Source organism: Bacteroidota bacterium (assembly GCA_040388375.1).
Classification (GTDB): Bacteria; Bacteroidota; Bacteroidia; order UKL13-3; family UKL13-3; genus JAAFJM01.
The window spans coordinates 378,993-402,816 of the sequence record JAZKBU010000001.1; the positions used below are offsets into that span (position 1 = coordinate 378,993).

General features: G+C 36.2%; 26 protein-coding genes and 1 tRNA gene. 23 read left to right on the plus strand and 4 right to left on the minus strand.

All coding sequences use genetic code 11. From position 1 onward, the window contains the following. Positions 1-24 precede the first annotated feature (24 nt). The 17 genes from V4538_01760 to V4538_01840 all read left to right on the plus strand — a co-directional run bounded on the left by V4538_01760 (position 25) and on the right by V4538_01840 (position 10,577). Positions 25-399 (plus strand): hypothetical protein, encoded by a 375-nt coding sequence (locus V4538_01760; protein ID MES2379737.1) that lies wholly within the window; start codon positions 25-27, stop codon positions 397-399. 27 nt (positions 400-426) lie between these two features. Continuing rightward, positions 427-717 carry a hypothetical protein gene (locus V4538_01765; protein ID MES2379738.1) on the plus strand — a complete coding sequence of 97 codons (291 nt, stop codon included), beginning with the start codon at positions 427-429 and terminating at the stop codon, positions 715-717. Positions 718-741: 24 nt separating this feature from the next. Then, a complete protein-coding gene (locus V4538_01770) occupies positions 742-1,488 on the plus strand; it encodes a hypothetical protein (protein ID MES2379739.1) in 747 nt (248 codons plus the stop codon). A gap of 22 nt (positions 1,489-1,510) precedes the next feature. Next, a complete protein-coding gene (locus V4538_01775; GenBank protein MES2379740.1) occupies positions 1,511-1,804 on the plus strand; it encodes a hypothetical protein in 294 nt (97 codons plus the stop codon). A gap of 12 nt (positions 1,805-1,816) precedes the next feature. Continuing rightward, positions 1,817-1,999 carry a hypothetical protein gene (locus tag V4538_01780; GenBank protein ID MES2379741.1) on the plus strand — a complete coding sequence of 61 codons (183 nt, stop codon included), beginning with the start codon at positions 1,817-1,819 and terminating at the stop codon, positions 1,997-1,999. A gap of 63 nt (positions 2,000-2,062) precedes the next feature. Then, positions 2,063-2,866 carry a hypothetical protein gene (locus tag V4538_01785; protein MES2379742.1) on the plus strand — a complete coding sequence of 268 codons (804 nt, stop codon included), beginning with the start codon at positions 2,063-2,065 and terminating at the stop codon, positions 2,864-2,866. A gap of 4 nt (positions 2,867-2,870) precedes the next feature. Next, on the plus strand, positions 2,871-3,584 hold the full coding sequence (locus V4538_01790; protein ID MES2379743.1) for a putative peptidoglycan-binding domain-containing protein: 714 nt from the start codon (positions 2,871-2,873) through the stop codon (positions 3,582-3,584). A 1-nt stretch (position 3,585) separates the two neighbouring features. Then, the gene (locus V4538_01795; protein ID MES2379744.1) at positions 3,586-3,777 is read left to right on the plus strand and encodes a hypothetical protein; all 192 of its coding nucleotides are present in this window, start codon (positions 3,586-3,588) and stop codon (positions 3,775-3,777) included. A 113-nt stretch (positions 3,778-3,890) separates the two neighbouring features. Beyond that, positions 3,891-4,301, plus strand: a complete 411-nt coding sequence (locus tag V4538_01800; protein MES2379745.1) for a hypothetical protein — start codon at positions 3,891-3,893, stop codon at positions 4,299-4,301. A gap of 1 nt (position 4,302) precedes the next feature. Continuing rightward, entirely contained in the window at positions 4,303-4,578 is a 276-nt protein-coding gene (locus V4538_01805; GenBank protein MES2379746.1) for a hypothetical protein, read from the plus strand. A 2-nt stretch (positions 4,579-4,580) separates the two neighbouring features. Next, positions 4,581-5,195: a hypothetical protein gene (locus tag V4538_01810; GenBank protein ID MES2379747.1), complete on the plus strand. Its 615-nt coding sequence runs from the start codon at positions 4,581-4,583 to the stop codon at positions 5,193-5,195. A gap of 25 nt (positions 5,196-5,220) precedes the next feature. Then, on the plus strand, positions 5,221-5,412 hold the full coding sequence (locus V4538_01815) for a hypothetical protein (protein MES2379748.1): 192 nt from the start codon (positions 5,221-5,223) through the stop codon (positions 5,410-5,412). Positions 5,413-5,418: 6 nt separating this feature from the next. Next, a complete protein-coding gene (locus V4538_01820; GenBank protein ID MES2379749.1) occupies positions 5,419-5,754 on the plus strand; it encodes a hypothetical protein in 336 nt (111 codons plus the stop codon). A 27-nt stretch (positions 5,755-5,781) separates the two neighbouring features. Continuing rightward, complete coding sequence (locus V4538_01825) at positions 5,782-6,183, plus strand: hypothetical protein (GenBank protein ID MES2379750.1); 402 nt, start codon at positions 5,782-5,784, stop codon at positions 6,181-6,183. Between the two features lie 250 nt (positions 6,184-6,433). After that, positions 6,434-8,947 (plus strand): hypothetical protein, encoded by a 2,514-nt coding sequence (locus V4538_01830; GenBank protein MES2379751.1) that lies wholly within the window; start codon positions 6,434-6,436, stop codon positions 8,945-8,947. A gap of 100 nt (positions 8,948-9,047) precedes the next feature. After that, positions 9,048-10,172, plus strand: a complete 1,125-nt coding sequence (locus tag V4538_01835; GenBank protein MES2379752.1) for a hypothetical protein — start codon at positions 9,048-9,050, stop codon at positions 10,170-10,172. A 30-nt stretch (positions 10,173-10,202) separates the two neighbouring features. Continuing rightward, the gene (locus V4538_01840; protein ID MES2379753.1) at positions 10,203-10,577 is read left to right on the plus strand and encodes a hypothetical protein; all 375 of its coding nucleotides are present in this window, start codon (positions 10,203-10,205) and stop codon (positions 10,575-10,577) included. A 52-nt stretch (positions 10,578-10,629) separates the two neighbouring features. On the opposite strand, the gene V4538_01845 is transcribed toward V4538_01840, so the two are convergent. Beyond that, complete coding sequence (locus V4538_01845) at positions 10,630-11,823, minus strand: tyrosine-type recombinase/integrase (GenBank protein MES2379754.1); 1,194 nt, start codon at positions 11,821-11,823, stop codon at positions 10,630-10,632. 115 nt (positions 11,824-11,938) lie between these two features. Beyond that, positions 11,939-12,010: transfer RNA gene (locus tag V4538_01850), tRNA-Met, on the minus strand. A gap of 139 nt (positions 12,011-12,149) precedes the next feature. Between V4538_01850 and era the strand changes: the two genes are divergently transcribed. Next, positions 12,150-13,037 carry a GTPase Era gene (era, locus tag V4538_01855; protein ID MES2379755.1) on the plus strand — a complete coding sequence of 296 codons (888 nt, stop codon included), beginning with the start codon at positions 12,150-12,152 and terminating at the stop codon, positions 13,035-13,037. A 2-nt stretch (positions 13,038-13,039) separates the two neighbouring features. On the opposite strand, the gene V4538_01860 is transcribed toward era, so the two are convergent. Beyond that, positions 13,040-13,714, minus strand: a complete 675-nt coding sequence (locus tag V4538_01860; GenBank protein ID MES2379756.1) for a DUF2459 domain-containing protein — start codon at positions 13,712-13,714, stop codon at positions 13,040-13,042. A gap of 105 nt (positions 13,715-13,819) precedes the next feature. Between V4538_01860 and V4538_01865 the strand changes: the two genes are divergently transcribed. Further along, the gene (locus tag V4538_01865) at positions 13,820-15,562 is read left to right on the plus strand and encodes a pseudouridine synthase (protein ID MES2379757.1); all 1,743 of its coding nucleotides are present in this window, start codon (positions 13,820-13,822) and stop codon (positions 15,560-15,562) included. Between the two features lie 10 nt (positions 15,563-15,572). After that, on the plus strand, positions 15,573-16,154 hold the full coding sequence (locus V4538_01870) for a tRNA-(ms[2]io[6]A)-hydroxylase (protein ID MES2379758.1): 582 nt from the start codon (positions 15,573-15,575) through the stop codon (positions 16,152-16,154). A 13-nt stretch (positions 16,155-16,167) separates the two neighbouring features. Here the strand turns inward: V4538_01870 and V4538_01875 are convergent, their stop codons facing one another. Further along, positions 16,168-16,686 (minus strand): GtrA family protein, encoded by a 519-nt coding sequence (locus V4538_01875; protein ID MES2379759.1) that lies wholly within the window; start codon positions 16,684-16,686, stop codon positions 16,168-16,170. 53 nt (positions 16,687-16,739) lie between these two features. On the opposite strand from V4538_01875, the gene V4538_01880 reads away from it, so the two are divergent. The 3 genes from V4538_01880 to V4538_01890 all read left to right on the plus strand — a co-directional run bounded on the left by V4538_01880 (position 16,740) and on the right by V4538_01890 (position 23,708). Then, a complete protein-coding gene (locus tag V4538_01880) occupies positions 16,740-19,490 on the plus strand; it encodes an alpha-amylase family glycosyl hydrolase (protein ID MES2379760.1) in 2,751 nt (916 codons plus the stop codon). A gap of 150 nt (positions 19,491-19,640) precedes the next feature. After that, the gene (locus tag V4538_01885; protein ID MES2379761.1) at positions 19,641-22,991 is read left to right on the plus strand and encodes a lamin tail domain-containing protein; all 3,351 of its coding nucleotides are present in this window, start codon (positions 19,641-19,643) and stop codon (positions 22,989-22,991) included. A 9-nt stretch (positions 22,992-23,000) separates the two neighbouring features. Beyond that, positions 23,001-23,708 (plus strand): methyltransferase, encoded by a 708-nt coding sequence (locus V4538_01890; protein ID MES2379762.1) that lies wholly within the window; start codon positions 23,001-23,003, stop codon positions 23,706-23,708. Positions 23,709-23,824 lie beyond the last annotated feature (116 nt).

Sequence of the window (23,824 nt, forward strand, 5' to 3'; positions counted from 1 at the left end):
CTCAAAATTTAAACAAGCAATGCCATGTCAGAAAATAATAACATAAAGTACCAAAAACAAACCATTACCATAGCCAATGGTGCGGTTGCGGGTATACAAACCGAATCCGAAATTACGCTTGATGTTCAATATCCGCGCTGTACTGGTATTTCTATTATTGAAAAATCAAACACCGGTGCAACTACTTACGACATTGGTTTTAAACCAAATCCAAACGAGGTTATAGCCGATTATCAAGATCGTAGCTTATGGCTTATTCCTACTGGGGTAAAACGCGATGATTGTTTCCGATCATTTGATTTTGCCGTAAAAGGTGATAAAGCCTCACTCCTTATTTCAACCGATGCCATAACTACAGCGGTAATTAAACTGCAAGTCATTTATAGGCTTGAAAAATAAACCAATTAATAAAAACGCGAACCATATATGTACGAAGCTTTAAAAGACATAATTGGTGCAGGCATTAAAACAACCGGCACAAAAGATAATAGCACCAGCACTATTTACATTAAAGAAGCCTTTAAATACAGCATTAAAAACGAGGGCGATGGTATTGTTTATCTTGATGGTATGCCATTAGAACCAGGTTATACTGATAGTGCAGAGTGTAATATACCAATGTCCGGCAATATTAATATTGAATTTGCCGAGGGTGCTACTACATACAGGGTTCGCGTTTCTATTGTATCTGCTATCCGTAGTAGCAAAACATCATAATTCCCCATTTAACCCCCAATACAAATGGATCAAAATATTAACAAACCCGGGCGCAAAAAAACAGTGTTTAACCTGGAAGAGGTTAAACAAAAGTATGCTGCCTGTAATTACCAATACTATACCCTGGCACAACAGCTAAACGTAAATAAAGACACGTTACTCCAATTTTTAAAAGAGAACGGGTTGTATAAGCCCAAACCAAAAACCCAACCAGCCTTTTTAGGTAGCACGCAAAACAGCATGAGCAATTCAACAAACAATACAACCTTAATGCGCCAGTTGGCCGATGCTGATGAATATGCCTTAAAGTATAAGCGCTGGTTTGAAGAGGAGGAGCGTAAACGTAAAAAAGTGGAGGAGGATTTAGACAAAGCACTACGTAAACTAGATGCTTTTGAAGATAGAAAGCAAATTGAATTAGAACAATTGCGCTCCTCAATAAATGCCGAAAAAAATAGCGGACTTGCCGGCTTGGCAAATACCATAAACGATCCTGACAAAGTAAAAAGCCTTGCCGAGTCGTTTGCCACTGTTTATACCGCAATTAAAGCCAATAGTGGTGGTGGTAGCAATACACAAATACCCGTTAACAATGGCAAACATGCGCAAGCAATAGCCGCCATTACCGAAGTATTTAATAAACTAGATGATGAAAGCGCATTATACCTGCTTACCATTAACCAGGCGTATGGCGATCCTACCAACAAAACCTATTTAACCGATTTGTATAACAAAACCATAGCCGCCATAAACGGCAATGCAAAAGCATAAACCATAACCCCCACGTATATATATGAATTTAACAATTGTAGAATTAAACAACCTGGTACAACTAGCCTGGACAGCATTAACCGTAATATTTTTATTGGTTATTGTTTTAAAGAAAAAAAACACAAATGCCTTTTCATTTTTGGCATTAGGCAAACGATCTAAAACCCAAGTTTTAGAGGGCGAAAACGAAGAGTTAAAGAGTGATATAAGTCTTTTAGAATTAGAAATAAACAACAAAAATGCCCTGCTTAACCTGATGGATAAACAGCGCAATTTAAGCCTGAAAGAAGCAAAGAAAATATTGTACAACCATTAACCCCCCAATAACATGCCAAACTTACTAATAGCAACAAACGACACCGCAGATTTAGCCAAAAAACAAGCCTACCTGCAAACCATTGTAAATAAAACCGACAATGAAACACTCCGCATTTTATCAGAGTTAGTACAAAAGCCAACAGCTTGCGAAACACTTAAGAAAAAAGAGGGTTTTATAAAAACTTTTCTTTAATAAATTCAAAAAACAGTTACCGTTTTTGGTAACTAAAAAAGGCAACCAAAAAACAACAGCAACATGAAAAGCAGAAATAATAAACAAATTAAAATAGATGTACCAGCCGAAAAAACAAAAAGCAATGGCGGCAGTTTTGGTAAAATACTGGCCTTTGGCATTTTAGCGGGCGGTGCTATTGTTGGTTATAATTATTATGCTGGCAAAGCCGATGCCCAGGCACAAGGCGGAGCCATTCAGAACGATGTTTTTACCCAATGGGCCAGCCAGTTAAAAAACCTTATTGATGGTTGGACAAGTGCCGATGATATAAAAGAAATTATTGCCATAGCCGGTAAAATTACCGACTACACCAAAGTAAGTGCGGCTTATACCAAACTAACAAATGGCAATAACCTTACAAACGATTTAAGCGATGCTATGGGCCTACAGGAGTACCAAAACTTTGTTATAGCCCTTAACGCAAAAGGCGCAGCCGTTAACAATAAAAAAGTAGCTGTTGGCAATGGTACCAACCCTACAGGTTACACAGCAAATGTTACCAAACTTAAATTAAACACAGCAACTGCAGGTGTAAGCTTATATAAAAACCTGGCCGATTATGCGGGCGGTACTACCCGCCCCCTAACTTTTGCACAAGGTGCTAGTGTAACAGTTACTTACATAAGCGCACACACTGCTACCTATACCAATATGCAACCACCTTTAACGGTACCCGTGTATAAGGTTGCTTTATCAAACGGATCGCAGTACTACATAAGCAAAAGCATGGTACAAGCTACTCCACTTTCCGGTGTAGATGAAAACCAAGCACCAACGCCTTTATGCAATGGCATAGGCAGTTTAAAACGCATTTCAATACAGTAAGGCCATGGCAGATTATAGAATTATAATACCGCACATTAAAAAAAGCGAGGGCGGTATGAGCCGCAGAAAAGCAGATACGGCCAGTAAAAAACCTGCGCCCTACTTAACCACCGCGTATAATGCCAACACCCGTAAAACGGAAACCGCCCGCGATTGGCATACCAACAAAGGCATTACCTGGGAAACCTTTAGCACCAACGGTACCAAGCTGGGCTATGTAGTAAACCAAAAAAATTGGGAAACCATGCCCGATAGTATTTGGGTACCCATATTTAAAAAAATATACTGGGATGGTGTAGGAGGCGATCAGCTAAAAAGCCAAGCAATAGCCAACTATTTAGCCGATTGGAGTTGGGGAGCATATTACACAACAGCCGTAAAAAACTTACAGCAAGTATTAAACCGCAGTTTTGGTAATAACCTAGAAGCAAAAGGAGAAATAGGCCCACTTACCATTGCGGCCACTAATAAAGTAAACCCTGCGCAGTTGTTAGACTTGCTAAAAGCTGAACATTTAGACTTTTACGCGCAAGTAGTAAAAGCAAACCCATCGCAACAAAGTAACCTAGAGGGTTGGCAAAACCGTGTAGACGATTTATATGCCTTAAGTAAGCAATACTTAACCCCTGTTAAGGTAACCGTAGGCCTTACCGGTTTAATATTATTAAGCCTAGGTATTTGGGGTAGTTACAAACTTTTAAAACCAAGTGCCGCTTAGTATGAAACGTGTAAATAACTGGCAGTCAAAATTAGCAAGTATGTTGGGTATGGCTACAGCCATAGCCAATGCATGGATAACCATAGACTGGGAAAACTTTGATATACAAAAAGCATGGCCCAAACTGCTACTAAGCGCAATTATTGCGCTGGGTGGTTGGAAAAGCCAAATAAAAACCAAACAACAAAATTAATACCCATACCCCTCGCTGAACCTGCCTTTAAAACCTTACTACTTTAGAAAGTGCAGTTACATAAACGAGGGTATGAGTTAAACCATTTAGTAAACCATTTAACCCCCAATAAAATGAGCACAAAAACAACAACACCAAGAAAAAAGCCAGCCTTTCAAGTATTTGAAATTGAAACCCCTTTGTACGAGTACCCCATAACAATTTTTTATGGCGATGTACAGCAAAGCAATGCCGAGTTAGCCCGCGAGTTAAAAAAACGCAATATAAAAAGTGAACTTTTTGAAGCACATAAGAGCAATGGTAATGGCGGTTTTTACTGGCCCAATAATCAGTATGGGCTAGAGTTTTTTTTAGTTATACCAAATCAGATTGACGAAAGTTACCTTATACGCATTTGTTTAATGATAGCCATGCAGGTATTGGATGCATCATTTATTAAGTATAGTTCTAAGAAATTTAGTGCACTGGCCTTTTTACAAACAGGCTTGTTAACCACCATTACCAAGACTCTAAAAATTAAATAGCATGAAAGAAATAGTATTAGAAATATTACTCCAAATGCTGTTAATAATAATAGCATACAGGCCAGTTAAACACGCCCAGTTAGAGTACAAACGCCTAACCAGTGAGTTACTGTTTTGGTATAGTACCGATGGTGAGCACAAACGCAAATACCTAACCCTAAACCAAAAACCCGATTTAGAAGCTATGTATAAAAGGCAACGCTTGTTTATTATATACCTGTTGGGCCTTTTACTGCTTATAGCTTACCTGTTTTACTTAATTAAAATATTTATATAGTTATGAGCAATAATACCAATACCGGCAGCCGTACCCTGTTTATAATAGCCTTGCTAATAACTACAGTAGTTAGTTACATAGCAGGTTGCGCCCGTGGCGAAAAAACAGGCTACCAAAACAGCACTACCGATACCGTAACCGTAACCGATAGTACCTTAAAGCTTCAGTACGATAGTACCGCAAAAGTAATGAGCACCGGGCATGTGCCTGATACCGTTTACCTCACAGGCGAACCCGTTTTTATTCCGGCTCATGTAGATACAGCCGCCACATTGTACAACTACTATGCCCGTTGGGTAAATATAGATAGTATGCGCAATAACGAGTTAGCCATTTACATAACCGATACCATAAGCCGTAACAGAGTGCTTAAACGTAACTTAAACTATAAAATACTAAGGCCCGATAGTATTATAACAATAACAACCACACAAACTATAACAACCAAAGAAGCTGCAAGTGGCTTGTACGTGGGGGCACAAGTAGGGGCTAATGGTAGTAACCTACTGTTAGCACCACACTTGCTTTACACCACAAAAAACAAATGGGCTTTTAGCCTGGGTGTTTCACTTAACCAAGGTTACCCTATTGTAGGTATCTATTATAAAATTAAATAATTATTCATTTAACCAACATAGCAATATGAAAAACAACATCATTATTCCAAACGGTAGCACTTTCAAGGCAGTTTTAACAAACCAGCCAGCACAAAAAGCCGCCCCAAAAACCAAAAAGGTAGCTAAGAAAGCCGCCAAAAAAGCACCCGCAAAAGCAGCTAAGAAAGTTGCCAAAAAGGTTGTTAAGAAAGCTGTTAAGCAAGCACCAAAAAAATAAGCCGGTATGAAAAAATTAGTAATAGGTGCAAGTGTTTTAGGTTTGGTATACCTGGCATTTGCCAACCGTAATAAAGATACAATTTCGTTTTTTGGGCTTAACCCCGCAGATAACACTTTGTCTTTTACTGTTAACAACAGTAAAAACATAACCGTTAAAAAACAAAATTTTGTTAATGGCAGCATTACTATAATGCCCAACGAAACCGGTTTGCCATTTTTGGTACAGGTTACACAAGGCCCTCCCAACTATGTTTTTATAACCCTATTAAACTTTGATGGTTCAACCCGCAGGGCGGCTGAACAATATTATGAGCCACGTGTACAGGGAGTAAGTCAATAAGTAATAAAAATCTAATAATTAATCATTATGAGTAAAATAGTAGTAAAAGGAGCCGTTAAACGCAAACCTGACCACCTGTATTTTGTAACCGCTAGTGGTGATATTGGCGAGGCAAAAAGAAAAAGCGGTGGTACTAAAGGTGCCAAGCGTAAAAGCTGTAGCACTAAAGCAAAACCAGCTAAAACCCGCAAGAAAAAAGCTACCAAAAAAGCGGCTGTAAAAAAAACAGTAAGCAAAAAACGTGTAGCTAAAAAAGTAACAAAAAAGGCAGCAACCCGCAAACCCGTTACAAAAACGGTTAAAAAGAAAGTGGCTAAAAAAGCAGTAAAACGCAAAAGCACCAAAAAGCCAAGCCCTGCACAAATAGCAGCGCGTAAAAAGTTTGCAACTATGGCCCGTAACAAGGCTAAAAGTAAAAAAAAAAGATAAAACAAACGCCTGATCTTAAAAAAATAGCAAGCGATTATGCTTATGTAACATCAAGCAATTATGAGCGTGCTTTCTATCGTTTAACTGATCCTGATTTTACAAAAATATTATTGCCAAAGTATAAAAAGGCAATTAAGGATTGGGAGAAAAAAAACAAAACAAAACTTTAAGCAAACAGTGCTTAAGCAACATTATTAATTAACCACTTACACGGCCATGGCTGTGTATGTGGTTTTATTAATTTACAATTATGTTTAAAACTATTCAAACTATAGCCAATGTAAGCCAAATTTTAGGCCTGTTTAAAACAGGACTAAGCGGGGTTGCGCAAGCTGCTGGCGGCATAAACTTTGCCGTAGTTAAGCAGTGGCAAGAGTTAACCAATAGTTTTTACATACCAAAGCCGGTAAGTACCATTGGCTATAAACTTACGCCTAACGATAAAGGATTAAACACCATTGTTGCACCCTTTTTACTTAACGATAGTTTAAGGCCAAAATTAAACGGTATTTGCTTTGATGAGCACGGCATTTGTGCTACCGATACCCACCAATTAATTTTTATACCTGGTAAACATACTTACCGAGGTATTTATTTATTCCCGCAATTTGTAAAAAACAACAAAGCTTCGCGGGAGTTACATAAACAAGCATTTAAAAATAACAAACATGAGGGCGATCCATACCCCGACTACATGTCCGTTATTCCTAAAAGTAGCACCCACACTTTTAAGGTCGATATTTTAGCCCTTAAAACATTTGCAGAGGCAGTTAAAGCAACGCAACTGAATAATGCTACCATAAACCCAATAATATTACAGTACGGTAAAAGCAACGGTGTTTTTAATTTAATAGCCCTAAACTGCGATAAGCTTATACAAGTACTAACAGGCGTTTTACAGTTACACGGTACCAGTTGTTATATGCACATAAGCGCACCTAACAGGGCCGTAGTGTTTACGCCTGGCAAAAAAATTACTAAAAGTCAGTTTATTATTTTGCTCATGCCGTTAATGCTTGCCGATGATGAGTGGCCGCAAGATATAGACTTTGAAACCCAACTACAGGCTAGGTACGATGTAAGCAAAAACCAAGTTTATAGCGGCAATAAAAAATACTATACTATTAATACCATACCTGGTAAAGAACAAATAGTTTACCCTGGCAATATGAGTAAAGGCGATTTAGATTTACTCAAAAAAAATATACCGGCAAAACCTGCGCTTTACGTACTTAAATATGTTTTTGTTGAAAATAACAAAGCCTATGTTTCCAGTGATACTGAAAATTTTATTAGTGTAAAAGCCAATTTGCCAACAGGCCTATACAACCTTACAAAAGGAGGTTTAATGCTATCAGCCACTAATGCTGATGAGTACCCAAAACCACATAAAGCACAAAATAATATGGATAATTTAAAAGCTAAAAAAATAGCAACCAATAAGAAAACTAAGCCGATGAAAGCAGCTAAAAAGGTATTAAATACTAAAAAAGTAAAGCCTTTAGTGGCTGGTAAAAAAACTAACCCACCCATAGTACGTAACATAAAAAGCTTAGAAATACAGCACATAACCAAGTATGTAAACTTGAATGGTAAAAGCAAGCCGGCAGCAAGCGTAATAAACTTAGGTAAGCAGGTAGCAAAAGCCATTGCCGGTAAAAGTTATAACGAGCATACCGGTATGTTAAACGAAATACATAGCAAGCTTACCACAGCCGTAAAAGCTATTGCCAAGGCAGGTGTTGCAAAGGTTGATTTTAACATAGATAAAGACTTTAAAGCCAAGTTACAAAATGTACTTAAAAACGTAAAGGTACGTGTACAAACCAATGTGCTTGCTGGAGTTACCCCCACTCTACCTAAAACAATTAAAACCGTAGCCGATGTAAAAACTTTTTTTAAATATTTAACAGAAGTTGACAACGTTTCGTTTCACCCTGATGATGATTTTAACGATACTATAAACTTTAATACAAAAAAAAGTACTTACACAAAAGCCCAGGCCAAATTACTTAACAAACTGATGGATCAGGCATTTACTGTATGCACAAAAAACAAGGTTGATATTTATGAGATAGGTTTTGAAACAACGCCTATTGCTAAGTATAGTAAGAGTAAGGCTAAAAAAAAAAGCCTTAGCGGAGTTGGAACGGTGGATCAGGGAGGAGTTAGTGAAGTAAAGCCAATACAGACACAAAGCAACCCTATATTAAGTGCTTCGCAAATATTACAGCAAAGCTATAAAACAAATGAGTTAGGACCATACACCAAGTATTTTGGTAAAGTAGCCCACAATTTTGATTTAATGCTGCATGGAGAGCCAGGGGCCGGTAAAACATATTTTTTATTAAGGTTTGCCAATTGGTATGCTGAAAATATTGGGCCTGTACTATTTTTAAGCGATGAGGAATACGGAACAGTAACCCTACAATTAAAAATAGAAGAAACAAAAAGTACTTCGCCTAACCTATACTTTGTACAAAGTCTTAAGGGTGTAAACATTAGTAATTATGCCTTGGTTATACTTGATAGTATAACATCAACAGGGTTAACACTGGAAGACTATAAAGCCATGCGAATTGCCAACCCTGATACTGCAGTAATAGCCATTTTTCAAAAAAATAAAGATGGTAGCTTTAAAGGTGGTAAAGACTGGGAGCATGAAATAGAAATATGCGGAGAGTTGGTTTTTGATGAGAAAAACAAAAGGTGTATACGAGTTTACCGTAACCGATATGGGGTTTTAGGTAAGCAAAGAATATAACCATAATTATTATATATTTGTTTCAAAATACAGTTACCGTTTTTAGTAACTAAAAAAGGCAACCGTATTTTGAAATTTAACTTTTTAAAAGTAAAATTTTATGTCAGCAAGCACAGACGAATTACTAAGCGGCTTACCCACATGGGCCTTACTCCCAAGAATATCAGCCAATGGGCAGTTACCGTTTTGGAACAATACAACAAAAAAATGGGAAGCCGGTGATGCTCCCAGCGGTTTTAACCCTGATGCCGCCTATACATTTAACAACAGTGTGCTGTTTAACCAGGTACCGCAATACCTAGGTATTAATTTAGCCACTGTTCAGGACTTAACAAGCGCATTGGCCCCTTACAGCACTACCACGCAAATGAACGATGCTATTTCTGCCTCGTACAATATGATATTAGCCGGTGCCCCTGCTGGTTACGATACTTTGTTAGAAATAAGCAACTATATAGCCACCGATACTACCGGAGCGGCTGCCATAAATAACGCCATAGCTGCCAGGTTACTTATTACCGATGTTATTGATAACGTAACCAGCACCAATACCAATAAAGCATTAAGTGCTAACCAGGGTAAACTGCTAAACGATGCTTTAAGCGGTAAAGCCAACGTATCTACTACAAATGTTTTTTCACAAAACAATACGTTTCAGGCTAATGTATCAGTAGGCCATGCCAGTATACAAACTGATAGGTTTGCCGCTAAGTCAGATGGTACCAACCGTATAGGCCGCTTTAGCAATAGTGCCGGTACTATTTTTATGGATATTGATACCAATGCCCGGGTACTTACCATTACCGAGGGTAGTACCGTTACCACCTTACAACAAATAAGTGGTAACACCAGTTTGTTTAATAACTCAAACAGCAATTTTAATATACAAACAGGTGTAGGTGGTAATATATCTGCCGTGTTACTTTCAGCCGGTGGGGTTGATTTACGCATAAACAATGTTTCGCAATTATTGGTTGATAACAGTGGCTATGTAACTTTAAAAAGCCGCTTGCGCTGGGGTAGTAACAGTAGTACTCCGATGTTAATAGCCAATGGAGCCCAGTTAGATGTAAAACTAGCCGATAATAGTGCCTATACTTATATACGTGGCTTTTTCAGGTTTGAGCAAATGCCAACCAGCGAAGTACGCTCTAATACCCATTATTTAACAGTAAAGCTGCAAGATGGTACCGATTTTCTTTTACACGGTTCTTTAGGTGGCTAACCAATAAAATTACTTAATCCCCTATATAAAATGAAAACAGAAGTAGAAAACAAAGACTTAATAACAATAATTTCGCATTTCAACAACTTACAACGCGAAAAAATAAGCCTTGGTGTTAAAAACAGAGTTCAAAAAATAAGTAAAATGATATTGTTAGAGCACTATGAGCCCTTTAACAATTTAGTTTTAGAGTTGTGCAAAAAAAGAAACCTTATAGCTAACGATAAAGGCCAGTATGAACCACCTGAAGAGTTTTATAAATTATCCGAGTATTTAGAATTAGCACAACAAAAATGTACTTTAACGTTTGATCCAATTGATTGGTTATTGATTAAGGATATTGAAACTACCCATGTTTATGACTTTGATTTACTCAAAGCATTTTTTGAAAATTATTCCATATAGTTTAGTTTAGGTTTAACAACAAAGGGCCTCCATTTTGGGGGCTTTTTTGTGCCTAAAAACTTAAACTAAATCTTGCGCTTACATCTTCTGCAGGTTCGTCAAGGTACTTTTGTATATAATTTTGGAAAGATTGTAAACTGGTGTGGCCACTTATAGCCATTATTTCCTTGGTGTTTAAGTTGTACTTGTTTGCATTTTTTACCAAGTCAATAATAAATGTGTGGCGCAAGGCATACATGGTTTGCTCCGGTTCAATGCCCAACAGCTTTTTAATTTTGCCAAACCGCCTGGTAAAGTAATCTCTATTGGTACGTACCGGCCCTGGTTCACCCTTGCTGGTAAAAATATAATAATGGCCCGGTAAGTTGGCTATGTCTAAAGCTTCAAAATCGGCCTTGTGTACAGCAAATATGCGTTTAATTTTGCGTACCCTTTGTTTTGCTTTTACAGCCTCTAGCGTTAGTTTGTCTAACTGTAGGTCAATATCCTTTACCTGCATTTTAACTATTTCTACAGGCCTTATGCTAAAGTAAATTTCACACCTTAAAAAGTAGTAAAAATAAATATCGTACTCACGTACCCAGTCGGCTATGCGTTTAAACTCAGCCGCGCTGTATGGTTTATTGGTATGGCTTTTAGTAGGTAGTTTTTCAATATCCTCGCATGGGTTTTCTGTTACCCATGTTCTGTTTATTTTTTTCATTGAAGTAAACATACTGGTTAAATCAACCAGGTGGTTATTACGGCTGCGGGCTGCATTTTTCCGCTCTATCATTAAGTAGTCAAGGTAAGCAAATATATGCTCGCTGGTAACCTCATTGGGTTTTAAAGTACCCATGCGTTTACTAATAAGCCAGTTTTTAAAAAGGTTTACATGGCTTTTGTATACCGGCAAGGTTGTTTCTTCATCAACATACGTTTGTTTATGTTTTAAAACGGCCTCAAGCGCATCAATAATAGTGGTGTAATTAACCTTTTTTTCAGGTAAGTGTTTTAGGTCAATGCCCGGGTACGGACAAAAGCCACTTTGTAGCTGGGCCAGCATTTTAAGCCTGATTTTCTCAAACTCGGCTAGGCGTTTATCTACATCTTTAATTCTGTTGGCATTTTCCCTGGGCGCAAAAAAACGTTCTCGTTCGCCAGTTATAGGGTGGGTAAAGTAGTAGTCTACTCTCCATTTTTTTGAAATATCCAGTCCGCCATCGTAAAGTTGGGGTACTGAATAAAGCGGGCTTTCATTATCCATTGTAAGGTTGGTTAAATGTGCCCCCACATTTTAACCCCTACAAAATTGAAATAATTGTTTGTTAGCTATCGTACCACTTTCGTACCACTTAAACTAACAAACCCCCTGTTTTTAGTTGCGGAGGCAGGACTCGAACCTACGACCTTTGGGTTATGAGCCCAACGAGCTACCACTGCTCCACTCCGCGATGTATCTTTGAATGTGGTTATCGTCTTATATATCCAATAACAAAAGTTTTACTTGGCTTTTAAAAAACTATAATTCTTTTGTTTTTGGGAGTGCAAATATAAAGTTGTTTATTTGTAATCCTAATAAAAAAATAAAAAATGTCGTTTCGTGCTGGTTTTGTAAGTATTATAGGTAAGCCTAATGTTGGTAAATCTACTTTAATGAATGCCCTGTTGGGTGAAAAAATTTCTATTATAACTCCTAAGGCACAAACAACCAGGCATAGAATTCTAGGTATTTTAAACAACCCTGAATATCAAATTGTGTTTTCTGATACTCCCGGTATTATAGAGCCTAAATACAAATTACAAGGCAGCATGATGAAATTTGTAAACGAAAGTTTAGAAGGCGCTGACTTGGTTATGTTTGTAGCTGATTTTAACGAACAAAACGAAGAACCTGAATTAATTGAACGCCTTAAAGTAATTAAAGCACCTATTATTTGTGTTATTAATAAATTAGATGAAAGTGACCAAGATGGCGTAATGAAGAAAATTGACTTTTGGCGTAGTCAGGTTGATTTTCTGGAAATAGTGCCTATTTCAGCCCTCAATAAATTTAACTTGGACTTATTGTTAAAAAGTATCAAAACTTATTTACCTGAAGGACCTCCTTTTTATGAGCAAGACCAGGTAACGGATAAGTCGGAACGATTTATTGCTTCTGAAATTTTGCGCGAAAAAATATTGATGCGCTATAAAGAAGAAATTCCTTATTCGGTGCAGGTTGAAATTGAATCGTTTAAAGACGAAGAAAAATTATTACGTATTAGTGCTATTATATATGTAATGCGCGATTCGCAAAAACAAATTATGATTGGCAAAGGTGGTATAGCCATTAAAAATATGGGTATAGCTGCCAGAAGAGATTTAGAAAAATTCTTTGGTAAACAAGTTTTCTTACAAACTTTTGTAAAGGTGAAAGAAGGCTGGCGTGATAATAATAACCTATTAAAAGAATGGGGTTACGATAATGATGGTCAATAAATTTAATTGCCCGAAAATTGCTCTCTGATTCCACCTTCTAAAGCTGTCCACTTTCCTGTTCTGTAACCAATCACCTTTAAGGCATTGTTTGTCCATGTATTACAGGTATGGAAAAAACTAAACTCTCTTTGTGCCTCATAGGTAACCTCACCTTGTTTTGTGGTATTAAAAGGAGTTAACATTTGCCCATTGTTTTGCGCAAAGCTATTTTTAATAAAACTACATAATTGCAGGTACTGCTCAGGGCTTAAATATATTTTTCTAATAAACTTTCTGTTAAACGGATATTGTCCTTCGTAACTAACATGCATAACTGATTGGCCAAAACCACATAAAGAAGAAAACCCGGTTAAATAGTTCATATTATCCCAACGTTTATTTTGCTGGTAAAATTTGTTTTCGGCAAAGCCAAAGCACAACCACTCCTGGTCGGTTGCGTTAAAGTCAGCTCTGTTTATAAATGTTTCCCAATTGGTTTGTTCGTTTTTTACCGGTACTATTACTTCGCTATGCATACCATCACCAGCTACAAAAACCAATAATCCTTTATTTTTAACTAAGTAATCGCCATTTACTTCAACAAGGGGCAAAACCAAACAACATAAGTAATAAAATGATGCGATGGATAATATTCCATAGCATAGTTTAAGGCCATACTTTCCAATTTTTTGTAACATTTTATATCTGTTTTTTTATATGATAAGGTATTATAAATTAGACCTAACTCAAGTTTAGGCGAAACTTTTGTAAATTAAACTTACTTTTGCAAATATATTTATATTATGCAAAAGAGAAACGATAGCGGAAAGAGATTTGATAAAAAAGGTGGTAAAACACCTCCTTCATTTTCATCATCAAAAAAATCATATGGGAATGATGACAACAAATCAAGTCGTAAACCAAGCGGTAATAGTAACAGAAGCCAAAAAGAAGATGGTTTTAAACCCAATTCAAGGGCTAAAAGTTATGGCGACAGCTCGTTTTCTCCAAGATCAAGCAAGCCATCAGACAGAAATACATCGGATAGATTTAGTGACGATAAAAAACCTTATAACAGAGGTAAAAGTACAGGCGATGATAAATTCTCTTCAAGCTCACGCAAGCCTAGCGCAAGAGGCACATCTGATAGATTTGATGCTGACAAAAAACCTTATAGCAGAAGCAAAAATGTAGGCGAAGACAAATTCTCTTCGAGCTCGCGCAAACCTAGTGCAAGAGGTACATCTGACAGATTTGATGCTGATAAAAAACCTTATAACAGAGGTAAAAGTGTAGGGGAAGACAAATTCTCTTCGAGCTCACGCAAGCCTAGTGCAAGAGGAACTGCGGACAAATTTGATGCGGACAAAAAACCTTACAACAGAGGTAAAAGTGGTGGCGATGATAAATTCTCTTCAAGTTCACGTAAACCCAGCACAAGAACTTCGGCTGATAAATTTGATACTGACAAAAAACCTTACAACAGAGGTAAAAGTGCAGGCGAAGACAAATTCTCTTCGAGTTCACGTAAGCCAAGTACAAGAGTTACTACTGATAAAAAAGATAGCTACGGTAAAAGCACTTCATCACGCAGAACAAAAGATGAGTTTAGTGACGAACCTAAAAGATTTGCCGCTAAACCTGAGAATATTAACAGCAAAGAAAGTTTCCGTAAAAAAGGAATATCGGAAGATGCTAAACCTTTAAAAGGAAAAAGTATTAAAGAAAAAACAAAGTTTGAATTTAGAAGTGTTAGAAAAGCAAAATTTGCTGATGAGAAAAACACTAAAGTAAATAAAAAAACGGCTGAAGAGGATTTAAACTTTGGCGAAATAAGATTAAACAGATTTATAGCCAATGCGGGTATTTGTAGCCGTAGGGAAGCTGATACTTTAATAACTGCAGGTTTAGTTACTATTAACGGAGTAGCGGTAACTGAAATGGGGTATAAAGTAAAAGCGGGCGATGATATTAGATACAATGGCGAAAGGCTTTCGGTTGAAGAAAAAATCTATATTTTAATGAACAAGCCTAAAGATGCCATTACTACAGCTGTAGATCCTGAAGGCCGTAAAACTATATTTGATTTAATTGAAGGCCGATTAGCACAAAGAGTTTTTGCTGTTGGCCGTTTAGATAGAAACACTACTGGGGTACTTTTATTAACCAATGATGGTGATTTAGCACAACGCTTAATGCATCCGAAATATGAAGTAGAGAAAGTATATATAGCTACTTTAAATAAGGATTTAACTAAAAACGATTTATGGCAACTGGCAGGTGGTGTGGAGTTGGAAGATGGTATGATAAAACCTGATGCAGTGGCTTATGCTGAAGAAAGCAAAAAAGATGTAATTGGTGTGGAGATTCATAGTGGCCGTAATAGAATTGTACATAGAATGTTTGAACACATGGGTTATTTGGTTGACAAACTAGATAGAGTAGCTTATGCCGGTTTAACTAAATCGAAATTGAAACGTGGAGAGTGGAGGGAGTTAACGGAGAAAGAATTAAAAACTTTAAGACGTAACGTAAAGATAGCTTAATGCAATAAGCATGCTTGGATTAAAATTAGCCACTGACCCACGTTGGGTAAATATAGCTGAAAAACAAATTGATGAAATACTAACAGACCATGCTTACTGTGAACAAAAAGCAGCAAGCAGCGGTATTTCTTTAATCATTAATTTTCCGGAAAAAGACAGAATTGTTGATGAGATTACTTCCATTGTAGCGGAAGAATGGGGTCACTTTCGTAAGGTGTTAAAGGAGCTTGATAAGCGAGGTTATAAACTAGGCTTACAACGTAAGGATGATTACGTAATTGAGTTGAAAAAACTAATTCGTAAAGGTGGTAGCAGAAACCAGCAAATGTTGGATAAACTTTTGGTGTTTGCCATGATTGAAGCCCGCAGTTGCGAAAGATTCAGGTTGCTATCATTACATATAAATGATGCTAGTTTAAAACAGTTTTACCATGAGTTTATGGTGAGTGAAGCGGGTCATTACCGTGCCTTTATTGATTTAGCCAATCATTATTTACCTGAACAGGAAGTTAAAAACAGATGGAATGAAATATTGGAAGCGGAAGCCAATATATTAGCCGGATTAGAGCTTAGGGGTGACAGAGTACATTAAGCACTCAACTAAATTATTCAAAAATTTTATCAGGCTCTGGTACTTTAAATACTAAAAAGTTGGTACCAAAAAAATTGAGCATTACGTTTAACAGTATGGATATGATATTGGACACGAAAGGGCCATTATCGTTAAGCCAATTGGCCGATAATGTCCAACCCATAGATTCAACCAACTCTGCCAAATACTGGTGAGGTAGTAAATAATGGTCGCACAAAAAATTAAAGCCTAAGTATATAAAAAAGGTTACTGCGTATACCAGAATATATTTTACTAAATATTTTTCTCCATCGTCTGCCTGATCTACATAAGTCCATAACTTATTCAGTGTAAAGCCTACAAAAAATCCCATTATCCAACCAATGGCTTTGGTTAATAAATTTAATGCGGGAAACTGTAACGACAATAGCCAGAAAACCAATAAACTTACCAATGTACTTGATGTACCTACTATACCAAATTTAATAAATTTTTTGGCTGTAGGGTATTGGGCAAACCATTTTCTAATATGCTTAATCGTAGCTATTATCATTTTTTCGTGCGCAAATATATTGATTATCGCTTCAAATACCGATTTTCGTTTTTATGAAAAAAATAATCTTTGCCTTCATTGCTTTACTCTCCACTATTGTTTCTATAGCACAACCAAACGGCTATTCTCACAGCAACGATACGAGCACTTTTATTTTCAATGAAAATGACTATGGTATTGTGGCTAAAAACAGGGTAGTAGTTACGGGTGTGTTTAGGAACTGGAGTCAGGATATGGACGACCAACATTGGCAGCTGCAAAGACAAACTCAACGGGTATGGACATTGAAAATATACAACCCGAACTTTGAAATTATTAAACCAAGTATGGCTTTTAAATATAGAGTTGACGAAGGTAAATGGCTTGACCCACCGAAAGGGGCAGACAATACAGATGGAGGAAATCTGGTGTTTATGAAAGGGGTAGAACCGCTTGCCATAAAAGCTACTTTAGTTGCTGATAACAACATTGAAGTTTCATTAACGGGTCTGTCAAAAAAAACATTGCTTACCGTCAATGATTTTGTTTTAACGAATGCCAAGAATGAAAAAATTGATTTAAATAATTTAGCACGTTATAATAGTTCTTTTGATACGCTTACAACAAGTCCCGATAAAGACAAAGGAAACTTAATTTTTAACTTACTATCTAAGGGAGCTGTAGACAAACGCAGGGTTTACTACTTGGAAATACCTAAGCTTAAACTTAAAACTTTATGTACTTACGATGGCTGGTTTAAAGATTTAAGAAGTTTCAAAACATTGGGTGCTACTATTTCTAATGATAGCAGCTTTACGCTGTTCAGGGTTTTTGCACCAAGGGCTACGCAAGTAAAGCTTTATTTATACCAAGCTAATACTGATACTATACCTTTTTCAACTATTGATATGCAAATAGATAGACAGGGGATTTGGGAAGCTACCGTTATGCAAAATTTAGCAGGTACTTGGTATGATTATACGGTACATGGATTTGACGACCCGGGTAATTCGTTTTACGAAACCAACCCTGTTCATATTAGCGACCCTTATGCCCGTGTGAGCGATGATGGTTTTGGCAAATGTATGGTAGCTTATAAAACAAAACCTGCTAAGCCTTTAAAAATTGGTAGACCGCGTTTAGAAGAGGTAATAGCTTATGAGGTACATGTACAAGATTTTACTGACTTGTTACCTATTAACAACAAGTTACAAGGAACCATTGCTGGTATGGCTATTCCCGGTTTAAAAAACACCAAAGGCCAAGCCATTGGGTTTGATCATTTGGTAAAGCTGGGTATTAATGCTGTGCACTTAATGCCTGTACAGGAAATGTTACACTGGCCTAAAGACGAATGGGAAAAGGCATTTAACAAAGACCCTTACATGGTTGAACAAGGGGTAGCAACAGAAAATTACGACTGGGGTTACCGTACATCGCATAGTTTTGCTATCGAATCTAGGTATAGAATTAAAGGAACTAAACCGGGTGATGAACGTTTACAATTCAGGGACGTGGTTCAAAAATTCCATGACAAGAATATAGCTGTTATTGTTGATTTTGTTTTTAACCATACTGCCGAAAATATGGATGGAAGAAGTTACTTATTTCATTTCAATGCTTTTGATAAACAATATTATTACCGCACTAAAAATTTAAACCATATTGGTGAGTATGGTAACGAAACTAAAAGTGAAAACCGATATATGACACAGCGTTGGATTATTGACCAATGCAAACATTTTATTGAAGAATTTGGTGTAGATGGCTTTAGAATTGACCTAGCCGGACAAACGGATAAGGAAACGTTGTTGGCTTTAAAAGCGGCTTTACCTAAAGACATTATTATTTATGGTGAACCCTGGATTGACAGCAACGACCCTGATTATAATAAAAACCCTAACTGGCATTGGTATAAGAATGATGCACCTATTTGTTATTTCAATGACGATACACGTAACGCTTATAAAGGACCTGTTTTTGAATTGACTGATAAACTGAAACACCGTGGCTGGGCTGGTTGGAATTTGGAAGAAAGGGACAATGTAATAAAGGGTTTGAGTTGCTCTTTCAGCACGCAAAAAAATATTAACAGTGCTATTAATTATTTGGACATTCATGATAACTATGCTTTAGCTGACCAGTTTGCAACTACTGATTTTGATGGTCGCTTTGGCGTTGACGAAGCCAATTATAAAATAGCAGCTACTTTATTATTTACTACTCCGGGCCCTATTGTTTTACATGGTGGCAGTGAGTTTATGCGTAGTAAAGGCCATGCTCCTTTAAAAGAAGTGGTGAAGGAAATTCCAAGTGGTAAAATTTATTTTCATGGTAAGCGCGATACTTACAATATGCGTACAGCAAACCAATTTATTTGGGAAAATATTGGTAAGGATAAAACAAATGGTAATACATTAACCAAACCTTATCAAAACAGTAATTTTAAAAACATGCTGGCTTATTGGAAAGGATTAATGCAATTACGTACTACTATTTTGCAACCAATTATTGATACCTTTCCCAGTTTGCATCGCAATGAAAGTAGCCGTTCAATGCCTTCTGTTACTTATAAACAAGACTATATTCAATTTGTAACGCCAAATAATAAGGCCCTTTTGGCTTATTTAATAGGTGGAAAAATATTGGTGCTTATTAATAACGATGCACAAGCCAATACTTTTGATTTGAAAGAACTGCATTTAACGGGTAAATGGAAACAGGTAGCTGATATTAACGAAGTAAATATATATGGTTTAAAAATAAATAAATCGTTTAATGAACCTTTAGCACCTGGTAGTTTAGGTATTTGGGTTAAAGAATAAAGGTTCATCTTGCATGTCATATAAAATAATTGCTTAAATATTGTTAATTTTTACTTTTTTGCAATGGCTCTTATTGGGCTTTGGAACAGGTTATGTTATATGTTAGTTAGGCTTTTTGTTTTTAATTTTTTCTTTTTATTAAACGTACTTGTGCAAGCACAGGTTAATGATAATTTTAGTGATACTAACTTTACTGATAATCCTGTTTGGCTTGGCGATGATAGCCTTTGGCAGGTAAATGCAAGTTTGCAACTGCAAAGCAAAGGAACTACAGGTACTACCAAAGATATTTACCTCGTTACTCAAAATAATTTAATACAGCATATAGAATGGCGTTTACAAATCCGCTTTAACTTTAGCCCCAGTACACAAAATTTTTGCAGGTATTATTTAACGGCTGACCAAACAAATTTAAAGAGTAACTTAAATGGTTATTACTTACAATTTGGAGGTAGTACAGGCAATACTGATACCATTAGTTTATATAAACAGGAAGGAAGCAAACGTACACGTATTATTGCAGGCAGACCTGCAACTGTAGCCAAGAGTAACAATATAGTTGATATTAAAGTAAACCGGGATAGTTTAGGCAACTGGACTTTGTATAGCGATACTACAAGTAGTGGTAATTTTATATTGGAAGGAAGTGCCAATGACAATACTTTTACTACTACTGCTTATACGGGATTTTTTGCCCGGTTTACCAGCGGAAACGTTAGCAATTTTTATTTAGATAATGTTTATATAGGTGAACCTATTGTAGATATAAACCCACCTTTATTAGAAAGTTTTGCACTTATTAATGACAGCACCTTACAACTCCATTACAACGAAGCATTGGAAAGCAATGCGGTTAATGATATAGCTAATTTTGAGCTGAACAATAATTTCCCAACCATAACCCATACAAAACTGGCTGACGATTTAAAAAGTATCATTATAGCATTTGACCATTCGTTTGTTTTAACCAATAACTATGTTTTAACGATTAAAAACATACAAGACCTTCACCATAATATAGCTAATGACACAAGCATTTCATTTTTGTTTTATAAACCCGCTATTGACGATATTGTTATCAATGAAATAATGCCTGACCCATCACCAAGCAATGGTTTACCAGATGCGGAGTTTATTGAACTGTTTAACCGAAGCAACTACCCTATTGCTATTGGCAACTGGAAAATAAATGATTTAAGTACTTCGGCTACTATTCCCAGTTTTACTATTCAACCTAAAGCGTATGTAATTATTTGCAGCCCCGCTAACGAAAATTTATTTAAACCTTATGGTACTACTTTGGCTGTACCTTTTTTACCGGGTTTAAATAACGATGGCGATTTGGTACAACTAACTACTGCTAACAATACTCTTATCAATCAAATAAAGTATGATTTGAGTTGGTATACCTCAACGACTAAAAAAGAAGGTGGTTGGAGCATGGAATTAATTAATCCGTATACCTTGTGTAAAGGAACCGATAACTGGCAAGCTACTGAAAAAACAACCGGCGGTACACCAGGGCAGGTTAATTCTTTTCATAGTTTAATACCCGATACTGTTAAACCTACTATACTTAAATGGTATTATAAAAATGATAAAAACCTTGTACTTATATGCAATGAAAAAATGGATTCATTGACAATGCAACAGGTAAAACTAAATGTAACCGGAAATACTATTGCTTCTATAGCTGTTATCGGTAGTCGTTTTGATTCTATACTGATAACACTGAGCAATGTCATGGTTGACAGGCAAACTTATACACTTAAAATTGATTCGGCTTTTGATTGTTCATTGAATAAAATAGCCGACAATACAGTTATTTCTTTTACATACATTCCCATAAAGGCCGCTCAGCAAAACGACATACTGATTACTGAAATATATGCCAATCCGAAACCGAATACGGCTTTACCTGATGCGGAATATATTGAGTTATATAATCGCTCCAGCAATATTGTTTCGTTAAATCGTTTTAAAATTAAAAGCGGTTCTACTATCACAAATATTGAAAATGTACAATTATATCCCGATAGCTTTATAGCCATATGTGATGACAGCAATTTGCCTTTATTTATCAATTATAAAAATGTAATCAGTGTAGCTACATTACCTACTTTTAGTTTGGATGATGAAATTGTTTTATACAATGAAAGCAATTATATCATACACCAAATAGCGTATAAACAAAGCTGGTTTAACAACAATGTGAAAGCTGATGGCGGTTGGAGTATTGAAATGATTGACACTAAAAATCCATGTGGTTTAGCGAGTAACTGGACTGCCAGCAAAAACAACAAAGGAGGAACGGTGGGCTTTGTCAATTCTGTTAAAGGCATTAGCTTGGATAATACTAAAACTTTGGTTAACCGTATTTATCCTGCTAACTCACATACCATTGAAGTATATTTTAACAAAACACTTGATAGTACAAGTGCCTGCAATAAAAATATTTTTAGCATAAACCCTCCATTAAACGGCTCTTTTGTTTTTGATTTTAAAGATGATTATTTAAGCCAGTTGCGTATAACAACTACTGATAGTTTAAAAAAAGGTCAAGTATATTCTATTAAAACAGATAGTGCCAAAGATTGTGCAGGCAATACACTGGCTGATGAAAACCCATTCAGCTTTGCACTTTGTAAACCTGCTGACAGCAACAATTTAGCCATTAATGAATTGTTGTTTAACCCCACTATTGATGGAATTGATTTTATAGAGATTTATAACAAAAGTAATTTGTTTATTGATATTAAAGATGTTTTTATAGCCAATAGAAATGCATCGGGTTTAATAGAGAATTTTTACAACCTCGCTGACTCCGGATATATGCTTTTACCAAATAGCTATTACATAATAAGTACTGACGAAAATATTGTAAAACAACATTATCAGGTTATCAATAATAAAAACTGTATTCGGTTAAATGCTATGCCTAGTTTTAATGATGACGCAGGAACAGCTCTTTTATTCACCAAGCCCGAAAACATTTTTGATGAACTCTCTTACGATGATAAAATGCACTTTGCTTTGCTTGATAATAAGGAAGGTGTGAGTATAGAACGCATTGATTTTAACAGGAGCACTACCGACAGAAACAATTGGTCATCTGCCAGCAGCACCAGTGGATTTGCCACGCCTACTTATAAAAATTCTCAGTACTTAGTAGCTGCCAATAAAGCATTAGCATTGAATATTGAACCTGAAATTTTTACACCCAATAATGATGGTATTAACGATGTAGTTAATTTTACTTACAAGTTGGGTAAGAATAATTATTCGGGTACTATACTTGTTTATAACAGCAATGGAATATTGGTAAAAAATATTTTAAACAATGCTCCGTTAGGTGCCGAAGGTATCATCACATGGAATGGTTTAAGCGATAAAAACCAAGCTTTACCTGTTGGTATTTACATTGTATATTTTGATTATTTCAATACGGATGGCAGTTCGGACAGTATCAAAAAAACATTGATTATAGGCAAAAGTTATTAAACACAACCAATGGGAAACAACTACTTTCAGTTTAAACAGTTTTTAATTAAACAGGATAAGTGTGCTATGAAAGTAGGCACTGACAGTGTTTTATTGGCTTGTTTAACTGATGTAAGTAATTGTAAAACCGTTTTAGATATTGGCACGGGTACGGGTATTATAGCACTCATGTTGGCTCAAAAAAATACATCGCTTTTAATTGATGCTATTGAAATAGATGATGATGCTTTTATACAAGCTAAAGAAAATATAGAAACATCGGTATTTGCTCCGCAAATACAAATACACCACGGTGCTTTGCAACATTTTGAACCCAACAAAAAGTTCGATTTAATAATTAGTAATCCACCTTATTTTATTGGTAAAAATAATTTTAGCATACATAATATACAAAGGGCCAAAGCCCGCCATGATGATGATTTGCCGTTCGATGTATTGATTCAAAAAGCTAGCGACTTACTGACTAATGATGGTACATTGCGTGTAATATTACCTGCTCAGGAATCGAAGGTATTTATAAACCTAGCTTTACAAATGGGCTTGTATTTACAAGTTCAAACTTATTTAAAACCTAAGCCTGATAAATCTTATAACAGGGTTATTATCCAGTTGGGTAAAACAGAACAAACTGTTATAGAAAATGAGTTTACTATATACCATGAGGATGGAAACCAAACGGAATGGTATAAGGAAACATGTAAAGATTTTTATTTATAAATACATAAGCAATAATACTAACACCATGCAGCAGGTGTTAGTAAAATGCCTATGTTATAAAAGAATAAACCGTCTATGAATGCAGCTTATTGCCTTTATTTCTTCTTCTATGATTA